Raw genomic sequence first — 15815 nt, 5'->3', positions numbered from 1 at the left:
TGAGGGACCCGCAAGGGTCGGTCTGCAGCCCGGGCAAACGCTGGGGAAGGCGTATTGCCGTCTGCATGCCGGCACTAGCGAAAAGGAGAGTGCCGGCGTTGCTCGCAATGCCGGCAAACGGCGGACTGCGTTTTTCAGCTTATGGGGCAGAAATCCCTGGGGAAAAGCGCTATATATAGACAAAAGGGACCGGACCAATGCGCATCGAGCGTCGCTTCACCAAGCCAGGACAATCAGCCTACGCGGAGATCGAATTCCGCAAGGCGCTTTCGGAGATCAAGAATCCGGATGGCTCGGTGGTGTTCCGTCTCGATAACATCGATGTACCGGCGCAGTTCTCCCAGGTTGCCGCCGACATCCTGGCGCAGAAGTATTTCCGCAAGGCCGGCGTTCCCGCGCGCCTGAAGAAGGTCGAGGAGAACGACGTCCCCTCCTTCCTGTGGCGCTCCGTTGCCGACGAGGCCGAACTGGCAAAGCTGCCGGAAGCCGAGCGCTACGGTTCCGAGATCGACGCCCGCCAGGTCTTCGACCGGCTCGCCGGCACCTGGACCTACTGGGGCTACAAGGGCGGCTACTTCAAATCGGAAGACGATGCGCTCACCTTCTGCGACGAGCTCGCCTACATGCTGGCGACGCAGCGCGTGGCACCGAACTCGCCGCAATGGTTCAACACCGGCCTGCACTGGGCCTACGGCATCGATGGCCCGAGCCAGGGCCACTATTATGTCGACCCGTTCACCGGCAAGCTGACCAAGTCGAAGTCGTCCTACGAGCATCCGCAGCCGCATGCCTGCTTCATCCAGGGCGTGCAGGACGATCTCGTCAACGAAGGCGGCATCATGGACCTGTGGGTGCGTGAAGCGCGCCTGTTCAAATACGGCTCCGGCACCGGCTCGAACTTCTCGCTGCTGCGCGGCGAAGGCGAAAAGCTGTCGGGCGGTGGTCGTTCGTCCGGCCTGATGAGCTTCCTCAAGATCGGCGACCGCGCGGCGGGCGCCATCAAGTCGGGCGGCACGACGCGCCGCGCGGCGAAAATGGTCATTGTCGACGCCGACCACCCCGATATCGAGGAATTCATCGACTGGAAGGTCAATGAAGAGCAGAAGGTCGCCTCGCTGGTCACCGGTTCCAAGATCGTCAAGAAGCATCTCGAAGCGATCATGAAGGCCTGCATCAACTGCGAAGGCAATGCCGACGATTGCTTCGACCCGGCGCTCAACACCGCGCTGAAGCGCGAGATCAAGGCGGCCAAGAAGTCTGCGGTGCCGGAGAACTACATCTACCGCGTCATCCAGTTCGCCAAGCAGGGCTACACCTCGATGTCGTTCAAGACCTACGACACCGACTGGGATTCCGACGCCTACCTCACCGTGTCCGGCCAGAACTCCAACAATTCGGTGTCGCTGAAGGACAATTTCCTGCGCGCCGTCGAGGACGATGCCGACTGGCACCTGACCGCCCGCAAGGACGGCAAGGTGCTGAAGACGCTGAAGGCGCGCGACCTGTGGGAAAAGATCGGCTACGCCGCCTGGGCTTCCGCCGATCCGGGCCTGCATTTCAACACGACGATGAACGACTGGCACACCTGCGCTTCCGCCGGTGCGATCCGGGCCTCCAACCCGTGCTCGGAATACATGTTCCTCGACGACACGGCCTGCAACCTCGCCTCGATCAACCTGCTTCCCTACCGCAACGCCGACGGCACGATCGACATCGCTGCCTATGAGCACACCGTGCGGCTGTGGACGGTCGTTCTCGAAATCTCCGTCATGATGGCGCAGTTCCCGTCGAAGGAGATCGCCAAGCAGTCCTACGAATACCGCACGCTCGGGCTCGGCTACGCCAACATTGGCGGCCTGCTGATGACGTCGGGCATTCCCTATGACTCCGACGAGGGCCGCGCCATCTGCGCCGCACTCACCGCCATCATGACCGGCGTCGCCTATGCCACTTCGGCCGAAATGGCGTCCGAACTCGGCGCCTTCGCCGATTACGACCGCAATGCGCAGAACATGCTGCGCGTGATGCGCAACCATCGCCGCGCTGCCTATGGCGAAAAGGGCGGCTACGAGAAGCTCGCCGTCAACCCGGTGCCGCTGGTCGCTTCCGACCTGAAGCAGCAGGACCTGGCCACGCATGCCAAAGCTGCCTGGGACCGCGCCATCGAACTCGGCGAAGAGCATGGCTACCGCAATGCGCAGGCAACCGTGATTGCGCCGACCGGCACGATCGGCCTGGTCATGGATTGCGACACCACCGGCATCGAGCCCGACTTCGCGCTGGTGAAGTTCAAGAAGCTCGCCGGCGGCGGCTACTTCAAGATCATCAACCGCGCCGTGCCGGAAGCGCTGCGCACGCTGGGTTACTCCGAAAGCCAGATCGCCGAGATCGAGGCCTATGCGGTCGGCCACGGCAACATGAACCAGGCGCCGGCGGTCAACCCCGGCTCGCTCAAGGCGAAGGGCTTCACCGATGACAAGATCGCCGCGCTCAATGCGGCGCTGAAGTCGGCGTTCGACATCAAGTTCGTCTTCAACCAGTGGACGCTCGGCGCCGACTGGGTGAAGGAGACGTTTGGCTTCACCGACGAGCAGCTCAACGATTTCTCGTTCGAGATGCTGCCGGCGCTGGGCTTCTCGAAGAAAGATATCGAGGCCGCCAACATCCATGTCTGCGGTGCGATGACGCTCGAAGGCGCGCCGTTCCTCAAGGCCGAACACCTCGCGGTGTTCGACTGCGCCAGCCCCTGCGGCAAGATCGGCAAGCGCTCGCTGTCTATCAACAGCCACATCCAGATGATGGCGGCGGCACAGCCCTTCATCTCCGGCGCCATCTCCAAGACCATCAACATGCCCAACGACGCGACGGTGGAAGACGCCAAGGACGCCTACATGCTGTCGTGGAAGCTGGCGCTGAAGGCCAACGCGCTTTACCGCGACGGCTCGAAACTGTCGCAGCCGCTCAATTCCTCGCTGCTCGCCGATGGCGACGAGGACGAGGACGACATGGTCGAGCAGCTGATCCAGGCCCCGGCGGCAGCGCGCGCGGCGCAGATCACCGAGCGGATCGTCGAGCGCATCATCGAGCGCGTGTCGCGCGAGCAGGAGAAGCTGCCGGGACGCCGCAAGGGCTACACCCAGAAGGCCAAGATCGGTGGCAACACCATCTTCCTTCGCACCGGCGAATATGACGATGGCCGCCTCGGCGAGATCTTCATCGACATGAACAAGGAAGGCGCAACCCTGCGCGGCCTGCTCAACAACTTCGCCATCGCCATCTCGCTCGGCCTGCAGTACGGCGTGCCGCTCGACGAATATGTGCACGCCTTCACCTTCACCAAGTTCGAGCCGGCCGGCATGGTGCAGGGCAACGACGCCATCAAGAGCGCGACGTCGATCCTCGACTACGTGTTCCGCGAGCTCGCCATCTCCTATCTCGGCCGCAACGACCTCGCCCATGTCGACCAGTCGGACTTTTCCAACACGGCACTGGGACGCGGCATCAGCGAAGGCAAGACGGATGCGGTCTCCAAGGGCCTGACCCGCGGCGCCTCGCCGGTGAAGCTGGTGTCGCGGGTGACCGGCAGCGAGCCGAAAGGCTTTGCCGGCACCGGCACCCCTGCCCGCTCCGCACCCACCGCCTTCTCCGGCTCCAACGTGCTGGCGCTGAAGCCAGCCAGCGACGAGGCGGTCGCCTACAAGCGCGACTATGAGGAGCGGGCCAAGGAATTGGCCGAGGACATCGCCTTCGAGGAGGTTGTGGACGCGGCCGATGCCACCGCGGCGCTGTTCACCGATGCCGCGGCCAACGAGGCGGCCGAGGCGAAGAAACTCGCCGCCGACCGCCGCGCCAAGTCACTGCTCCAGGGCTACACCGGCAATTCCTGCTCCGAGTGCCAGAACTTTACCATGGTGCGGAACGGGACCTGCGAGAAGTGCGATACGTGTGGTGCGACGAGCGGGTGCAGCTGACAGGGCGGGTCAGCGGCAAACAAAAAACGGGAATTGTGAGAGGGGATCTTGCGGTGGCTGATACGGGATAAGAGTTGATGACTCAGTTGGAAGTCATACCACTTAGAGCTGTGCAATATCTGCCCATCACGGCGCGGCGGACAGCCCATGCTATTGGTCGAGCAATGGGAGAGGACGGAAAATATTACTTCGTCAAATCCGGTCTCGAGGTCGAGTTGGTTTGCGCCACTGAGTGGGTCTGCAATTCGATCGCTGACTCGTTAAATCTCCCGGTTCCCAGCCCAAAAGTCCTGCAGACTCCCGAAGGGACGCTCATATATGGGACACAGGAAATCGGTCCCAAACTCCCGGAAATCGAGGCTGCGAGGATTCTCTTTGGCCAGGCAGGGAATTCCATTTTTGTTCCTGAACTTGCCAATCTGCTTTCGTCGACCTACGCTCTTGATCTCGTAATCGGGAATCTGGATCGCCACCAGGACAACTTCATAATCTCGGTGAATGGTCCGACCGGCCCCTCTCCGCAGGTGGGACATATCCACCTGATCGATTTCGGAAGCGCCGATTTCCTGCAACCCGCGAGAGCAGCATTGCCGCTGCCTCAAATGTCGAATACGGTTCGTGTGGGAAGGCAAATTCGAAAGGCGCATGGATTTGCTGACTCTGCCGCCAGCACGCTGTTGTCTCGGTTTAAGGATGGTCGCAAGTTCCTTTTGGATCGTGCGTTTTTTGGGATGCCGGGCGAATGGCTTTCGAAGGAACAAAGAGAGTCTTTTGCCAATTGGATCGGGAGCGTGCAGTTCGAAAATCGCCTCAGTCTGATCGGCGAAGGACTTTCTAATGGCAAGTATTTATAAGTTCGCCATTCTTCGCTTGGTTCCCTTCGCCCATCGCGGTGAAGCGTTGAACGTGGGCGTCGTTGTTTTCGGTCCAGACAGGCTTGATGTCAGGCTCAGCGCCTCCACATCCTTGCTTGGCTATTTTGGGATTCAGGCATCGACGCTAGATTGGCTGGCCGAGAACCTAGTTCGCGGCGATAACAGCAGCCTCTCTGTCGAAGAGCGTGCGACTGAAGTAGCGCGATTTGCTGGCGTTCAAATATCGGACATCGGATGGTTTGGAACTGACGATGACAGTCAGTACGATCCAAGGATAGTAGAAATACTGGCGGAGTATGTCGACAAGCCAAAAAAAGCAAAAGTTCGGCGCGACAAGACGACCCTGTCAAAAGACTTGAGAAAAACCTTTAAAGAATACAAGATATTCAGCTCTAAAATAGAAGACCTACATCACCATAAAGTTGTTGCAAATATGCCGGTTGGCCCATCAGGAAAGCTTCATGTTGACTTCCTGATAAAAAACGGCATTTACCACGCAACGGAGACAATTGATTTTCGCCATTCAGAAGACGCAGGTCCCGCGGAATTGAAGAATGCTGCGCTTGCCAACGTCACATTCCAGCACGCTCGAGAAGTTTTAGGATTGGGCAGCACGAAATGCTATCTTGTCTATGCTGCGCCTTCACTGGTTGAATCGGCGGTATCTCCGGCCTTGGAAATAGCAAGAAAGGACGCTTCCGATTCCTTTAATCTGGAGAGCAGGGAAGACAAGGCCCGGTATCTGGATACCATATTGGCGGCAGCTGGGGTCAATCACCTGTTTAGTTAGCCCCGACTAGTGGTCATCTGACGGCGTCTCGGTTGGCGCCGGAACGGCCTTTTGCAATAGCCTATCCAGCCGCCAACACCCGCAGCGTCTGCTCATCGAACAACGGCTCGTCCTGACCGATGCGGACGAATAGCAGCTTCCGCCCCTCACCCGCCGGCACCTCGAAATACTGAATGCCGTCCAGCATTTCGCCCCAGTCGCCGCAGGGTGGTTCGGGAACCTCGTCATTGGCGAGCGCCTTCAACTCTTTGGCGTAGGCGGCGTCGGGGCTGAATGTGAAGCGTTTGACGCCGGCGGGAATGGTGCCCTCCATGTAATGCGTCAGCACGCAGCGGGCGCTGACTCGCGCTCGAAGGCGGGACCTTGCGCTTCTCCCATCTGGCAACGCGTATTCAGGGCCTGACGCAAAAGACGCTCCACCCAGACACTGCGCGGCCTGGAGCGGCTCGTTGATGCCATCGTCATTTCATCCGAAGCGCTGCACCATAAAGTCGACAAAGCTGCGGAGCTTCGGGCCAGGCCGATCGTTGGGCGCAAATAGAATGTGCATGGGCCGCGACGGCGGTTCGTAGTCGCATAGCAGTTGGACCAGCCGTCCGGCTTCGAGATCTCTCGCCACAAGCGCGAACGGCTGGAGGATGATCCCAAAGCCCGCAAGTGCCGCCGCGCGGAGGGCTTGACCGCTGTTTGTGGTCAATCGGGCAGCAATCGCTGCCGTTTTCGTGGCACCATTTGCATCTTTGAATTCCCAAGAACCGCGCGGCGCCCAATGAACGAATCCAAGGCATTCGTGATCACTAAGATCCATGGGTGACGATGGCGTGCCGCGTTCAGTCAGATAGCTCGGCGCGGCGCAAGCGACCAAGCGATAAGGCGCCAGAGGACGCGCGATCAAAGTCGAGTCGGACAAGACCCCGACCCTGATGACCGCATCGTAGCCCTCCTCGACAAGGTCCACGATGCGATCGTTCAAGCTGAGATCGACCGACACCTCGGGATAGGCGCGCAGATACTCAGGCAGGATTGGCGCGAGACAATGAGCGCCGAAAGTCACGGGTGCATTCACACGCAGCCGGCCGCGCGGCATCGCACGGCTTTCTGCCGCGCATGCCTCTGCGGCTTCGACCTCCATCAACACTGTCTTGCAACGCTCGTAGAAGCACTGCCCGGTTTCGGTGAGACTCTGACGGCGCGTCGTACGGTTAATAAGACGGACGCCCAGATGGTCCTCGAGCATTTTGACATGTTTTCCGACCATAGGGGCAGATAGGTCGAGTGCGTCAGCTGCCGCGGCGAACGAGCCGGCTTCGACGGCCTTTACGAAAACAGCCATGCTGGACAAGCGATCCATTGCAAACCATTCGTTACGAGTAAGTGGCGTATTGTGCTATTTATCTCCAAAACACTATCGGATCAATATTCAGGCGGATCCGCGCCTGACAAAACGTTCCAACCGATATCAGGCCGGTCACACTCAAACAGAACAACGAAATCGGAGACCTGAGATGTCGACATTGGATAGACGATCACTTTTGAGGCTGGGTGCGGCGGGAATTGGCAGTGCATTGCTCACGAACCGCGCTGCTGCACGGGCGCCTCTTCTCGGCACCCAAGCACCGGCCTTCCATCGTTTCATGATTGGCGCGATTGAGGCGACGGTCGTCTCAGATGGACCTCTACCGATGGGTAAACCCGCAGCCAGCTTCAACGGGTTTCCACCGGGAGAGATCACCAAGCTCCTGCAGAGTAATTTCTTGCCGACCGATGACATCGTCCTCGAGCAGAACGTCCTCGTTCTCAACACAGGAGACAAACTCATCGTCTTTGATACCGGGGTCGGAACTTCTAAAAGCTTTGGGCCGCTTCCCGGCAAGTTAGGCTCAACGTTGGTGAAGGCTGGCATCGCGCCCAGCGATATCGATGCCGTGGTGATCAGCCACGCTCACCCCGACCATTGCGGTGGTCTCGTCGACATCAATGGGCAGGCGGTGTTTTCGAACGCCCAAATTTATATCAGCTCAGCCGACCTGGACTTCTGGACCGACGAAGTGAAGCTCGGCTCTCAACTCAAGCCGCTTATCGAAACTGCCCGCCGAAACCTATTGCCTTTGCGCGACCGGATCGTCTTTTACAAGGATGGCCAGGAATTCCTGCCTGGCGTCCAGGCACTTGCGGCGCCGGGGCACACTGTAGGACATTCCATGTTCATGATTACCTCCGGCTCCGAAACCTTCTGCTACGCCGCCGATCTCGCGCATCACTCTGTTCTGCTGCTAGAAGATCCTCGCGGGACATTCGTCTTTGATACGGACGCCAAGCAGGCAGCCGCAACGCGCATTCGAATGCTCGACATGCTGACATCTGACCGTACGCGGATGATGGGATACCATTTTCCCTGGCCTGGCCTTGGCCATGTCGTGAAGCACGGCGAAGGCTTCCGCTACATTCCCGAACCCTTGAAGACAGTTCTCTGACCTCCAGCCTCAGAGAGAGCTGTCCGTGAGGCCCCGGCGCTACCCCTTCGGCAACACCCGCAGCGTCTGCTCGTCAAACAACGGCTCGTCCTGCCCCACCCGGACGAACAACGCCCTGCGCCCCTCACCCGCCGGCACCTCGAAATACTGGATGCCGTCGGGCATTTCGCCCCACTCGCCGCAGGGCGGCTGCGGAACCTCATCATTGGCGAGTGCCTTCAATTCCTTGGCGTAGGCTGCGTCGGGGCTGAATGTGTAGCGTTTGACGCCGGCGGGCACGGCACCCTCGGTGTAGGGCGCCAGCACGCAGCGGGCGCTGACGGACCTGTCGGTTCTTTCCAGCAACAGGCGTAGCACTGCAGCCTCGGCGGTTTCGCCTGATTTGATGTCGAACAGCTCGACCAGAGGATCGGGCGCGCCGCCATCGCTGTATTTGATGGCGAGCGCGTTGCCGACGAATTCGAAATGGATCTGGCGGAAGCCGAAGTCGCAGCGCTGCGCCCAGGCGGCAAGGCCGACGGTCTTGTCGGCCAGTTTTTCCCAGACGCATTTGTCGATCGGCGGACGCGACGGCGCCGGCTCGTCCGCGTGTGCCACGGCTGATATCACTGCGGAGGCAAACAGGGCGCAGCCCCAGACAATCGACCTCATGGCGCTATTCATCGCTGCATCCTGTCAAAGTGAAGGCACCAGCCCGACCAGCCAGGCCGCAGCACCAATAAAGCCGATCGAACAGACCCAAAGCACCCACAATCCGCGCACCCTGCATTCGAGCACGGCCGAGGCGGGATTGGCGGGGTCATAGTGCACGTCGACCTTGCTGCCCTCGGCATAGCGTTGCGACTGGCCTCGAACCAGGCCGGCCAGCGAGGCGGCGACCGCAGCGCCGAAGGTGACGTGGCTGGAGCTGTAACGCCGACCGGCAACCTCATAGCTGTAGATGATGCGGGACCGGAAGGCGCGGCGCCAGCGTTGGTAGCCGGCATCGATCCGGACCGTCTCAAGTCCCGAAGCATCGATGCGGCCGGCGGCAACCGGCCATTTTGTCGCCCGCCTTGCAAGCACCTTCTGGGCTATTCCCATGAGCAGGATGAACAGGCCCATGAAAAACAGAACCATCGCGATGCCGAGGCTTTCCGGCTTGGGCAGGAACGGCCTGATCGCCTTCAGAACACCACCGGTGGAAAACACCAGCACCGCGGAACCGATCACCAGCCCCGCAGACAGCTTGACCATGAATTTGAAGGCGCCGTCCGGCAAGGTGCGCTCGATCACCGCCTTGCTGGGGTCGGCCGGGTTATAAAACACCGTCACCTCGGCGCCTGTCGGAAACTGCGCCAGGGTTTCATCGACTTCGAAATTGCCGAGATTTTCCTTCACGCTGTAGCGCGAGCCGCGATATTTCTTGCCAGCCACTTTGTATTCGAAGGTGATGGCGGGAAAATTCCTGACTTCGCTGACCTTCTCGCTGTCGGCGCCGACGCCCGACACCTTCACCTTGCGCGCCTCGACGCGCGACGAGATGATCTTACCCGGCGTCGGCAGCCAGTGGCTCATCGCCTGCACCTCGCGCCATTTGACGAGAGTGATGAGCGACAGCGCGGCCGCGACCACGCAGACAAACCCGACGATCAGAAATTGCAGTTCCACCGCGTCCCCGCTCCCCCAGAATTGCAGGAAGCTTCAAATAGACAGCACAGCGACGGCAATGTCTTGTTTATTCGCAAAATCCGGCACGTTCGGGATGGCGGCATGCCAGGCCGATCGATTGATGGCGTAGGGGCTGGCGGGCTTTTCTACAGGCGATTGCCGCCTGTTCGGTATCGAAGCGCCACCGACTTTGTTAATAGTCGCCCCCGAAAACTCACGTCGTTGGGAGCCACGACACCGAATGACAGCACTGCGCGTTCTCTCCGATGCCTTCATCCCGGAATTGCCGAACCACTACAAAGGCAAGGTCCGCGAGAATTACGATCTGCCGGATGGCCGCCGGATCATCATCGCCACCGACCGGCTGAGCGCCTTCGATGTGATCCTGACCGCGATCCCGCTGAAGGGTGAGCTGCTGACCCAGACGGCGCGCTACTGGTTCGAGGAAACCGCCGACATCTGCCCGAACCACGTGCTCGACTATCCCGACCCCAATGTCGTTGTCGGCACGAGGCTCGACATATTGCCGGTGGAAATCGTCGTTCGCGACTACCTCGCCGGCACCACCAGCACTTCGGTGCTGACGAAATACAAGAACGGTGAGCGCGACATGTACGGCATCCGCCTGCCGGACGGGTTGCGCGACAATGAGAAGCTGCCTCAGACCATCATCACGCCGACCAGCAAGGCGCTCGATGGCGGGCATGACGAGCCTTTGACGCGCGACGATATCCTGACGCGCGGCCTGTTGTCGGAAGAGCAGTGGGACACCGTCTCGCGCTATGCGCTGGCGCTGTTTGCGCGCGGCAAGGCGCTGGCCGCCAAACGCGGCCTGATCCTGGTCGACACCAAATACGAATTCGGCACGAACAAGGATGGCAGCATCATCCTTGCCGATGAAATCCATACGCCCGACTCAAGCCGCTACTGGCTTGCGGAAAGCTACAAGCAGCGTTTCGAGGCTGGCGAGCGGCCACAGAGTTTCGACAAGGATTTTATACGCGCCTGGGTCACGGCGCGCTGCGATCCCTACAAGGATCGTATTCCGAAAATCCCGGCCGAGCTAATCGAGCAGACGTCGCGGGTCTATACCCAGGCCTATGAAACCATCACCGGCAAAACCTTCGTCGCCGATACTTCGGGAAAGACGGTGCTGGACCGTATTCGCGAGAATTTGAGGCCTTACTTCTGACGGCGATTGCCTGGCGTTCCGCGGCGCGTCATGATGGCCTCACAGCCAGGAAGGTGGTCCACTCCTCGCGATCGCGGCCGACGTTGAATTCGTCTCCGACAAGGACCAGCCCGGCGCTTTCGAGGCGGGCCGCGAAATCGTCCCGGCGCCAATAGACAGTATGATATTCGCCGCTCTTCTCGCCATCGCCAATGCGCATCGAGACCAGGAAGGTGCCGCCCGGCCGCAGCGACCCTACTATCTTCGCGAGCACCTGGTCGGTCTGCTCGCGCGGAACATGGATCAGGACGCACAAGGCGAGCACCGCGTCATAGGGGCCGCCGAGATCATCGGTGATGAGATCGAGAAACTCACCGTGCTTGCCGCGTGCCGCCTGCAGCTCGAGAAACCGCTTTGTCGCGTCGGTGCGCCGAACCTGGGCACCGAGCCCCTCGACGAAGTCCGCATCGTATCCGGGTCCCGATCCGACCTCAAGAATCCGGCCACCTTTGCCGGTGATCGCGACAAGCCGCTGCAGCCATTTCTGTTCCCTCTGGTTGGGAACGTGCCTGACCAGTGCGTCGTAGCGTTCGGCACAGTCTTCATAGGCGTTGATGGTTTTGCGGCTCTTGGCCAGATCCTCGGACAGCACAGTCATCGTTCCCTCCCATGCATCTTTCAGGTCAAAACAGCTTGATTAGCGAATGGTGCCGGGAGGCACGCGTCCGTCAAGCATACCGATATCCCTAAGGAAATGATCCGACAGTGAGCGGTGGTCGAGCAGGCTGCGCTTGCGGGGCCTGAACGGCGCGGTGAAGAGGTCGAGCACCGGGCGGCGAAGCGTGTTGTAGAGAGCGATTGTGGTGGTCATTTCCGTGTCCTCCAGGGTTTGATCTGATGGACACAACATGCCGTTTTCCGGGCTTGGTTTCCAATCGAACGTCGCGTAGTATGCATCAGGAGGATTGATGCATCATGAGCTGGGAACTACCGCCATTAGGAGCCATCCGGGTGTTTGAAGCCGCCGCGCGGCTTGGCAGTTTCACCAAGGCTGCCGAGGAACTCGGCATGACCCAGTCAGCCGCCTCCTATCAGATCAAGGTGCTGGAAGAACGCGCCGGAACGCCGCTTTTTATAAGAAAAACAAGGCAGATCGCCTTGACCGAGGCTGGACAGCAGCTGGCGCCGCACGCCTCCGGCGCGTTCTCGGCGCTGGCCGATGCATGGGTCGCCACCAAGGGTGGAGCGACCGGCGTGCTGTCGGTGACAACCATGGAGACTTTCGCAACGAACTGGCTTGCCGTGTGGCTTGGAACATTCCAGCTGATGCATCCCGACCTGGCCGTGAAGGTGAATACATCGCATGGCCTGGTCGATTTCACGCGTGGCGACATGGATGTCGGCATTCGCACCGGCAGCGGAAAATGGACCGGCCTGACGGCCCACTATCTGTTCAAGGCCGACTACACGCCGATGCTCAGTCCAAAGCTCGCCGAGAGCGTCGGCGGCATCCATCGTCCCGAGGATCTCTACAAGGTGCCGCTGTGTTGTGCCGACGATCCGTGGTGGAAAATCTGGTTCGAAGCGGCTGGCGTGCCTTACGAGCCCGATCGCATCATCGCGGGCCCGAAGCTGGGTACGCAGGCTTATGATGCGATGGCGGCGCTGACCGACAAGGGCGCCGCGATCCTCACCAAAAATCTCTATAGCGCCCTTTTGGCGAAGGTCCAGTTGATACAGCCATTCGACGTGCTTGGATCGGACGGCGACGGCTATTGGCTGGTGCACCTGGAGAGCCGCCGCAACACCCCCAAGATCAAGGTATTTCGTGACTGGGTGCTGGCGCAAACCGCAGAGATACGCGAGCACGAGCTGCGATAGGCTTTGCCTTCTCCCCTTGTGGGAGAAGGTGGATCGGCGCGCAGCGCCGAGACGGATGAGGGGTGTTGGAAGGATCGCCGTCCTTGCCAAGCTGGAACACCCCTCATCCGACCGAGCTTCGCTCGGCCACCTTCTCCCACAAGGGGAGAAGGAAGAAGGTCCTCAGTCCTTGAAGGTGAACCCGTATTTGGCGACCTGTTCCTTCGGCATGTCCGCAAGCGCCTGGCGGGTGGTGTAGCCGCCGTAGATCACCTTGCCGTTCTTGATCATCCAGTCCTCGACGTCGGCCTCAGTCACCGTCATCCTGTCGCCCATCTTGTACTTGTCGCCGTTGACCGGCACGTCGGCGAGCAGGCCGATATAGGAGCCGTCGGAGTAGCCGACCAGCTGCAGCCAGATATGCTCGGTGGCGCCATTCTGGGTCAGCGGGAATTTCACCGTGTAGGTGCCGGGCGTGCCGGCGTCCATCAATTCGTGGAAGCGCTTGAGAGTAGAGCGGCCGCTGTCCTTGGCAGCCTGCATCGCCTTGTCCTCGGTGGAATAAGACACGACGTTTTGCTTCGACTCCGCCAGCGTGTCGCCGCTACCCGGCATATGCCAAAGCGAGTTGAAAAACCCGTAGCCGACAGCGGCGACAACGGCGATGGCCACAACTGGATTGCGCATGGACCCCTCCGAAACCCGATCACGGGCACGTTACCGGAAGGCTGTTGCGATACCGCTAAAGGACAGAGTGAGCGGATCGTTAGCGAGACGATGAAAATTCAAGCCAAGGCGCCGCAACGGCCGTCGGCGCAGGTGTGCCGGCGGCATCGTCGCCAGCCCTGCGGGAAGCCCTCAGTTGGCGTCAGCGACGGTCGTCTGCCCGCCTGCCCATGCCCGCCAGGCACGCTCGTCGCCATGGAAGACGTTGAGGTCGATGCGACCGGTCACACCGTGCGACAAGCCGGAACCGGAATACTGCCAGAACAGCCATTTGCGGCCGGGATAGACTTTTGAGGGATGCCGCGCCACAGCGCGCAGCCAGAATGAGTAATCGAGAAAGGCGCCCTTGAGATTGTCGCGGTAGAAATCGGGGCTGGTGTAGATGATGGGCCGCTGGCCGTAATGGCGCTCGAGCTTGTCCATGAACACCTGCATCTTCTCCAGCACCGTGGCGCGCGAAGGCCGCCGCTTGCAGGAGGATTCGCCGTTCCATTCGACATCGATCACCGGCGGCAGCGCACCGTCCATCTTCGGGACATTGCGGATGAACCAGTCGGCCTGCTCGCCGGCGGTGCGGCACCAGTAGAAGAAATGATAGGCGCCGCGCTTCAGCCCGGCGGCGTCGGCATTGCGCCAGTTCTTCATGAACATCGGGTCGAGATGGTCGCCGCCATCGGTCGCCTTGATGTAGGCGAAATTGGCGCCCTGGGCGCGCAGTTTGCTCCAGTTGACGTTGCCCTGCCAGCGCGAGACGTCGACGCCGTGCACGGCAAGATAGCGCGGCGACGCCTTGCCGAAATTGATCGGCTTGGCATCACGAAACCCGTAACGGGTTACCGGCGAGGCCAGCATTGCCGGCGCCGCACGCGTCAGCCGCTTTGGCGGCGACGTCAGCGCTACCGGCTCAAGCTGCGGCCTGGTGTTCCCATCGGCCGAAGGCGTGTCCGCGACAATGGCCTCCTCTTCCTCGACCATGGAGAAGGGCGGCGCATTGTCGGCCATAGTGTTGTCGGTCACCATGTCGGACCGCATCGGCGCGAGGTCGGCGGTCTCCACCGGAGCCGCCGCGACCGGCGCTCTTGGCCGCACGACCGAACTGGTCGTCTCGTTCGACGGTTGCAAGGCATCGACGCCCGCTGTGGACGAGCAGCCGGCAAGGCACAGCGATGCCACCATAAAACCGACGACGCCTGAAATCCGCATCTGGACCTGTACGCAAAACACAACAGACCGAAGGCAGAAGGACGCCGCCGGACAAACCGGCTTCGATTACTAACGATAAATTACCAATAAAGTTTGAATCAAGTTGTTAGGTATAATTTTGACCGTTTTCCCTTCTCCCCTTGTGGGAGAAGGTGGATCGGCGCGATAGCGCCGAGACGGTTGAGGGGTGTTCCAGCGGAGTGAGGCGTTGGCGTTCCCTGGAGCACCCCTCATCCGACCGAGCTTCGCTCGGCCACCTTCTCCCACAAGGGGAGAAGGGGAAGCCCCTACCTGCCCAGCCATTGCTGCATGCAGCTTTTGGCCACCACATGCGCGGGGGGCACGGCGTCAACAGCAGGGCGACGCGCTCGTTCGAGCAGCAGGCGAACCTGTTCGGGGCGTACGCGGTCGCGCTCCATCACCAGCAGGACCATCGGATCGCTCAAAAGCTCGTCCAGCGTGTTGATTCTGTCGCTCATCGGTCGTCTCCTCGAATACCAGACCCGCAGCCGATAAATAGGCAGCCAATCATGGCCCGCCAATGACGCTTTGCCGGCTATGTCGTGTTTTCGAGCTTAATTTTTTGTAAGGCCGGCGTCAGTTCGGAGGCGGCGCGCCTTCATGTTGCGGCAGGCCGTCATCGAGCCGCAGCCAGGGCTGCTTGGAGGCGGTCCACATATGCATCTCGGGCTTGAACAGCGAGGGATCGTCGAGCGAGCCGGTGGTGATGCCGACCATGCCGGCGGAGTCGCGCCTGGAAAACAGCGTCGTGCCACAAGCAGCGCAAAAGCCGCGCTTGAGGTCCGGCGAGGTGTTGATCGTCGCCACCTGCCCCTCGACGGTGACGTCGTCGATGCGAAACAGCAGACGCGCGTTGAAGGCCGCGCCGATCACCTTCTGGCAGCGCCGGCAATGGCAGACGCGCTGGTTGACCGGCGCCGCCTCGGTGCCGTAGCGCACTGCCCCGCAATGGCACCCACCCTGATATTTCGCCATCATCTGAACCCCGTTACGCCGAAGATCCCTGGAAGGTAACGACAGGCACATTTCGGTCAATTGAAAAGCCCTGATGGCGCGATCGATTGCCTTGATACG

General features: G+C 60.6%; 16 protein-coding genes. 6 read left to right on the top strand and 10 right to left on the bottom strand.

Annotated elements, in window-relative coordinates; genetic code table 11:
- Positions 1–197: 197 nt before the first annotated feature.
- The 3 genes from AC1DYC_RS04995 to AC1DYC_RS04985 all read left to right on the top strand — a co-directional run bounded on the left by AC1DYC_RS04995 (position 198) and on the right by AC1DYC_RS04985 (position 5636).
- Positions 198–3971 carry a vitamin B12-dependent ribonucleotide reductase gene (locus AC1DYC_RS04995; protein WP_477404444.1) on the top strand — a complete coding sequence of 1258 codons (3774 nt, stop codon included), beginning with the start codon at positions 198–200 and terminating at the stop codon, positions 3969–3971.
- 77 nt (positions 3972–4048) lie between these two features.
- Entirely contained in the window at positions 4049–4825 is a 777-nt protein-coding gene (locus AC1DYC_RS04990; RefSeq protein WP_477404442.1) for a HipA family kinase, read from the top strand.
- Positions 4809–5636, top strand: coding sequence for a DUF3037 domain-containing protein (locus AC1DYC_RS04985; RefSeq protein ID WP_477404440.1), 828 nt, complete (start codon positions 4809–4811; stop codon positions 5634–5636). The genes AC1DYC_RS04990 and AC1DYC_RS04985 overlap by 17 nt, the downstream gene beginning before the upstream one ends.
- Positions 5637–5697: 61 nt before the next feature.
- Here AC1DYC_RS04985 and AC1DYC_RS04980 read toward each other — a convergent pair whose 3' ends face one another.
- Together AC1DYC_RS04980 and AC1DYC_RS04975 are read right to left on the bottom strand one after the other, a co-directional pair.
- The gene (locus AC1DYC_RS04980) at positions 5698–5949 is read right to left on the bottom strand and encodes a hypothetical protein (protein WP_477404438.1); all 252 of its coding nucleotides are present in this window, start codon (positions 5947–5949) and stop codon (positions 5698–5700) included.
- Between the two features lie 153 nt (positions 5950–6102).
- Positions 6103–6969: a LysR family transcriptional regulator gene (locus AC1DYC_RS04975; protein WP_477404436.1), complete on the bottom strand. Its 867-nt coding sequence runs from the start codon at positions 6967–6969 to the stop codon at positions 6103–6105.
- A 172-nt stretch (positions 6970–7141) separates the two neighbouring features.
- Between AC1DYC_RS04975 and AC1DYC_RS04970 the strand changes: the two genes are divergently transcribed.
- Entirely contained in the window at positions 7142–8110 is a 969-nt protein-coding gene (locus AC1DYC_RS04970; protein WP_477340285.1) for an MBL fold metallo-hydrolase, read from the top strand.
- Positions 8111–8149: 39 nt separating this feature from the next.
- Here AC1DYC_RS04970 and AC1DYC_RS04965 read toward each other — a convergent pair whose 3' ends face one another.
- Together AC1DYC_RS04965 and AC1DYC_RS04960 are read right to left on the bottom strand one after the other, a co-directional pair.
- Positions 8150–8761, bottom strand: coding sequence for a hypothetical protein (locus AC1DYC_RS04965; protein ID WP_477404434.1), 612 nt, complete (start codon positions 8759–8761; stop codon positions 8150–8152).
- Between the two features lie 24 nt (positions 8762–8785).
- Positions 8786–9760, bottom strand: a complete 975-nt coding sequence (locus AC1DYC_RS04960; protein WP_477404432.1) for a DUF3592 domain-containing protein — start codon at positions 9758–9760, stop codon at positions 8786–8788.
- Positions 9761–10010: 250 nt separating this feature from the next.
- Between AC1DYC_RS04960 and AC1DYC_RS04955 the strand changes: the two genes are divergently transcribed.
- Complete coding sequence (locus tag AC1DYC_RS04955; RefSeq protein WP_477408175.1) at positions 10011–10952, top strand: phosphoribosylaminoimidazolesuccinocarboxamide synthase; 942 nt, start codon at positions 10011–10013, stop codon at positions 10950–10952.
- Positions 10953–10980: 28 nt separating this feature from the next.
- Here AC1DYC_RS04955 and AC1DYC_RS04950 read toward each other — a convergent pair whose 3' ends face one another.
- Together AC1DYC_RS04950 and AC1DYC_RS04945 are read right to left on the bottom strand one after the other, a co-directional pair.
- Complete coding sequence (locus tag AC1DYC_RS04950) at positions 10981–11589, bottom strand: class I SAM-dependent DNA methyltransferase (RefSeq protein ID WP_477404430.1); 609 nt, start codon at positions 11587–11589, stop codon at positions 10981–10983.
- A gap of 39 nt (positions 11590–11628) precedes the next feature.
- Entirely contained in the window at positions 11629–11802 is a 174-nt protein-coding gene (locus AC1DYC_RS04945; RefSeq protein ID WP_477404428.1) for a hypothetical protein, read from the bottom strand.
- A gap of 104 nt (positions 11803–11906) precedes the next feature.
- Here AC1DYC_RS04945 and AC1DYC_RS04940 point away from each other — a divergent pair, with 104 nt between their 5' ends.
- Complete coding sequence (locus AC1DYC_RS04940) at positions 11907–12812, top strand: LysR family transcriptional regulator (protein WP_477404426.1); 906 nt, start codon at positions 11907–11909, stop codon at positions 12810–12812.
- Between the two features lie 162 nt (positions 12813–12974).
- Here AC1DYC_RS04940 and AC1DYC_RS04935 read toward each other — a convergent pair whose 3' ends face one another.
- The 4 genes from AC1DYC_RS04935 to AC1DYC_RS04920 form a co-directional block, all read right to left on the bottom strand.
- Positions 12975–13478, bottom strand: a complete 504-nt coding sequence (locus AC1DYC_RS04935) for a DUF2314 domain-containing protein (RefSeq protein WP_477404424.1) — start codon at positions 13476–13478, stop codon at positions 12975–12977.
- A gap of 171 nt (positions 13479–13649) precedes the next feature.
- Positions 13650–14720, bottom strand: coding sequence for a glycoside hydrolase family 25 protein (locus tag AC1DYC_RS04930; RefSeq protein ID WP_477404422.1), 1071 nt, complete (start codon positions 14718–14720; stop codon positions 13650–13652).
- A 287-nt stretch (positions 14721–15007) separates the two neighbouring features.
- Complete coding sequence (locus AC1DYC_RS04925) at positions 15008–15199, bottom strand: hypothetical protein (RefSeq protein WP_112561471.1); 192 nt, start codon at positions 15197–15199, stop codon at positions 15008–15010.
- A gap of 118 nt (positions 15200–15317) precedes the next feature.
- On the bottom strand, positions 15318–15716 hold the full coding sequence (locus tag AC1DYC_RS04920; protein ID WP_477408173.1) for a GFA family protein: 399 nt from the start codon (positions 15714–15716) through the stop codon (positions 15318–15320).
- Between the last annotated feature and the right edge of the window lie 99 nt (positions 15717–15815).

The sequence above is a fragment of the Mesorhizobium sp. P2_E7 genome, from assembly GCF_056403855.1.
The sequence above is the reverse complement of the archived record's forward strand: the minus strand, read 5'-3'. Positions and strand labels throughout refer to the sequence as shown.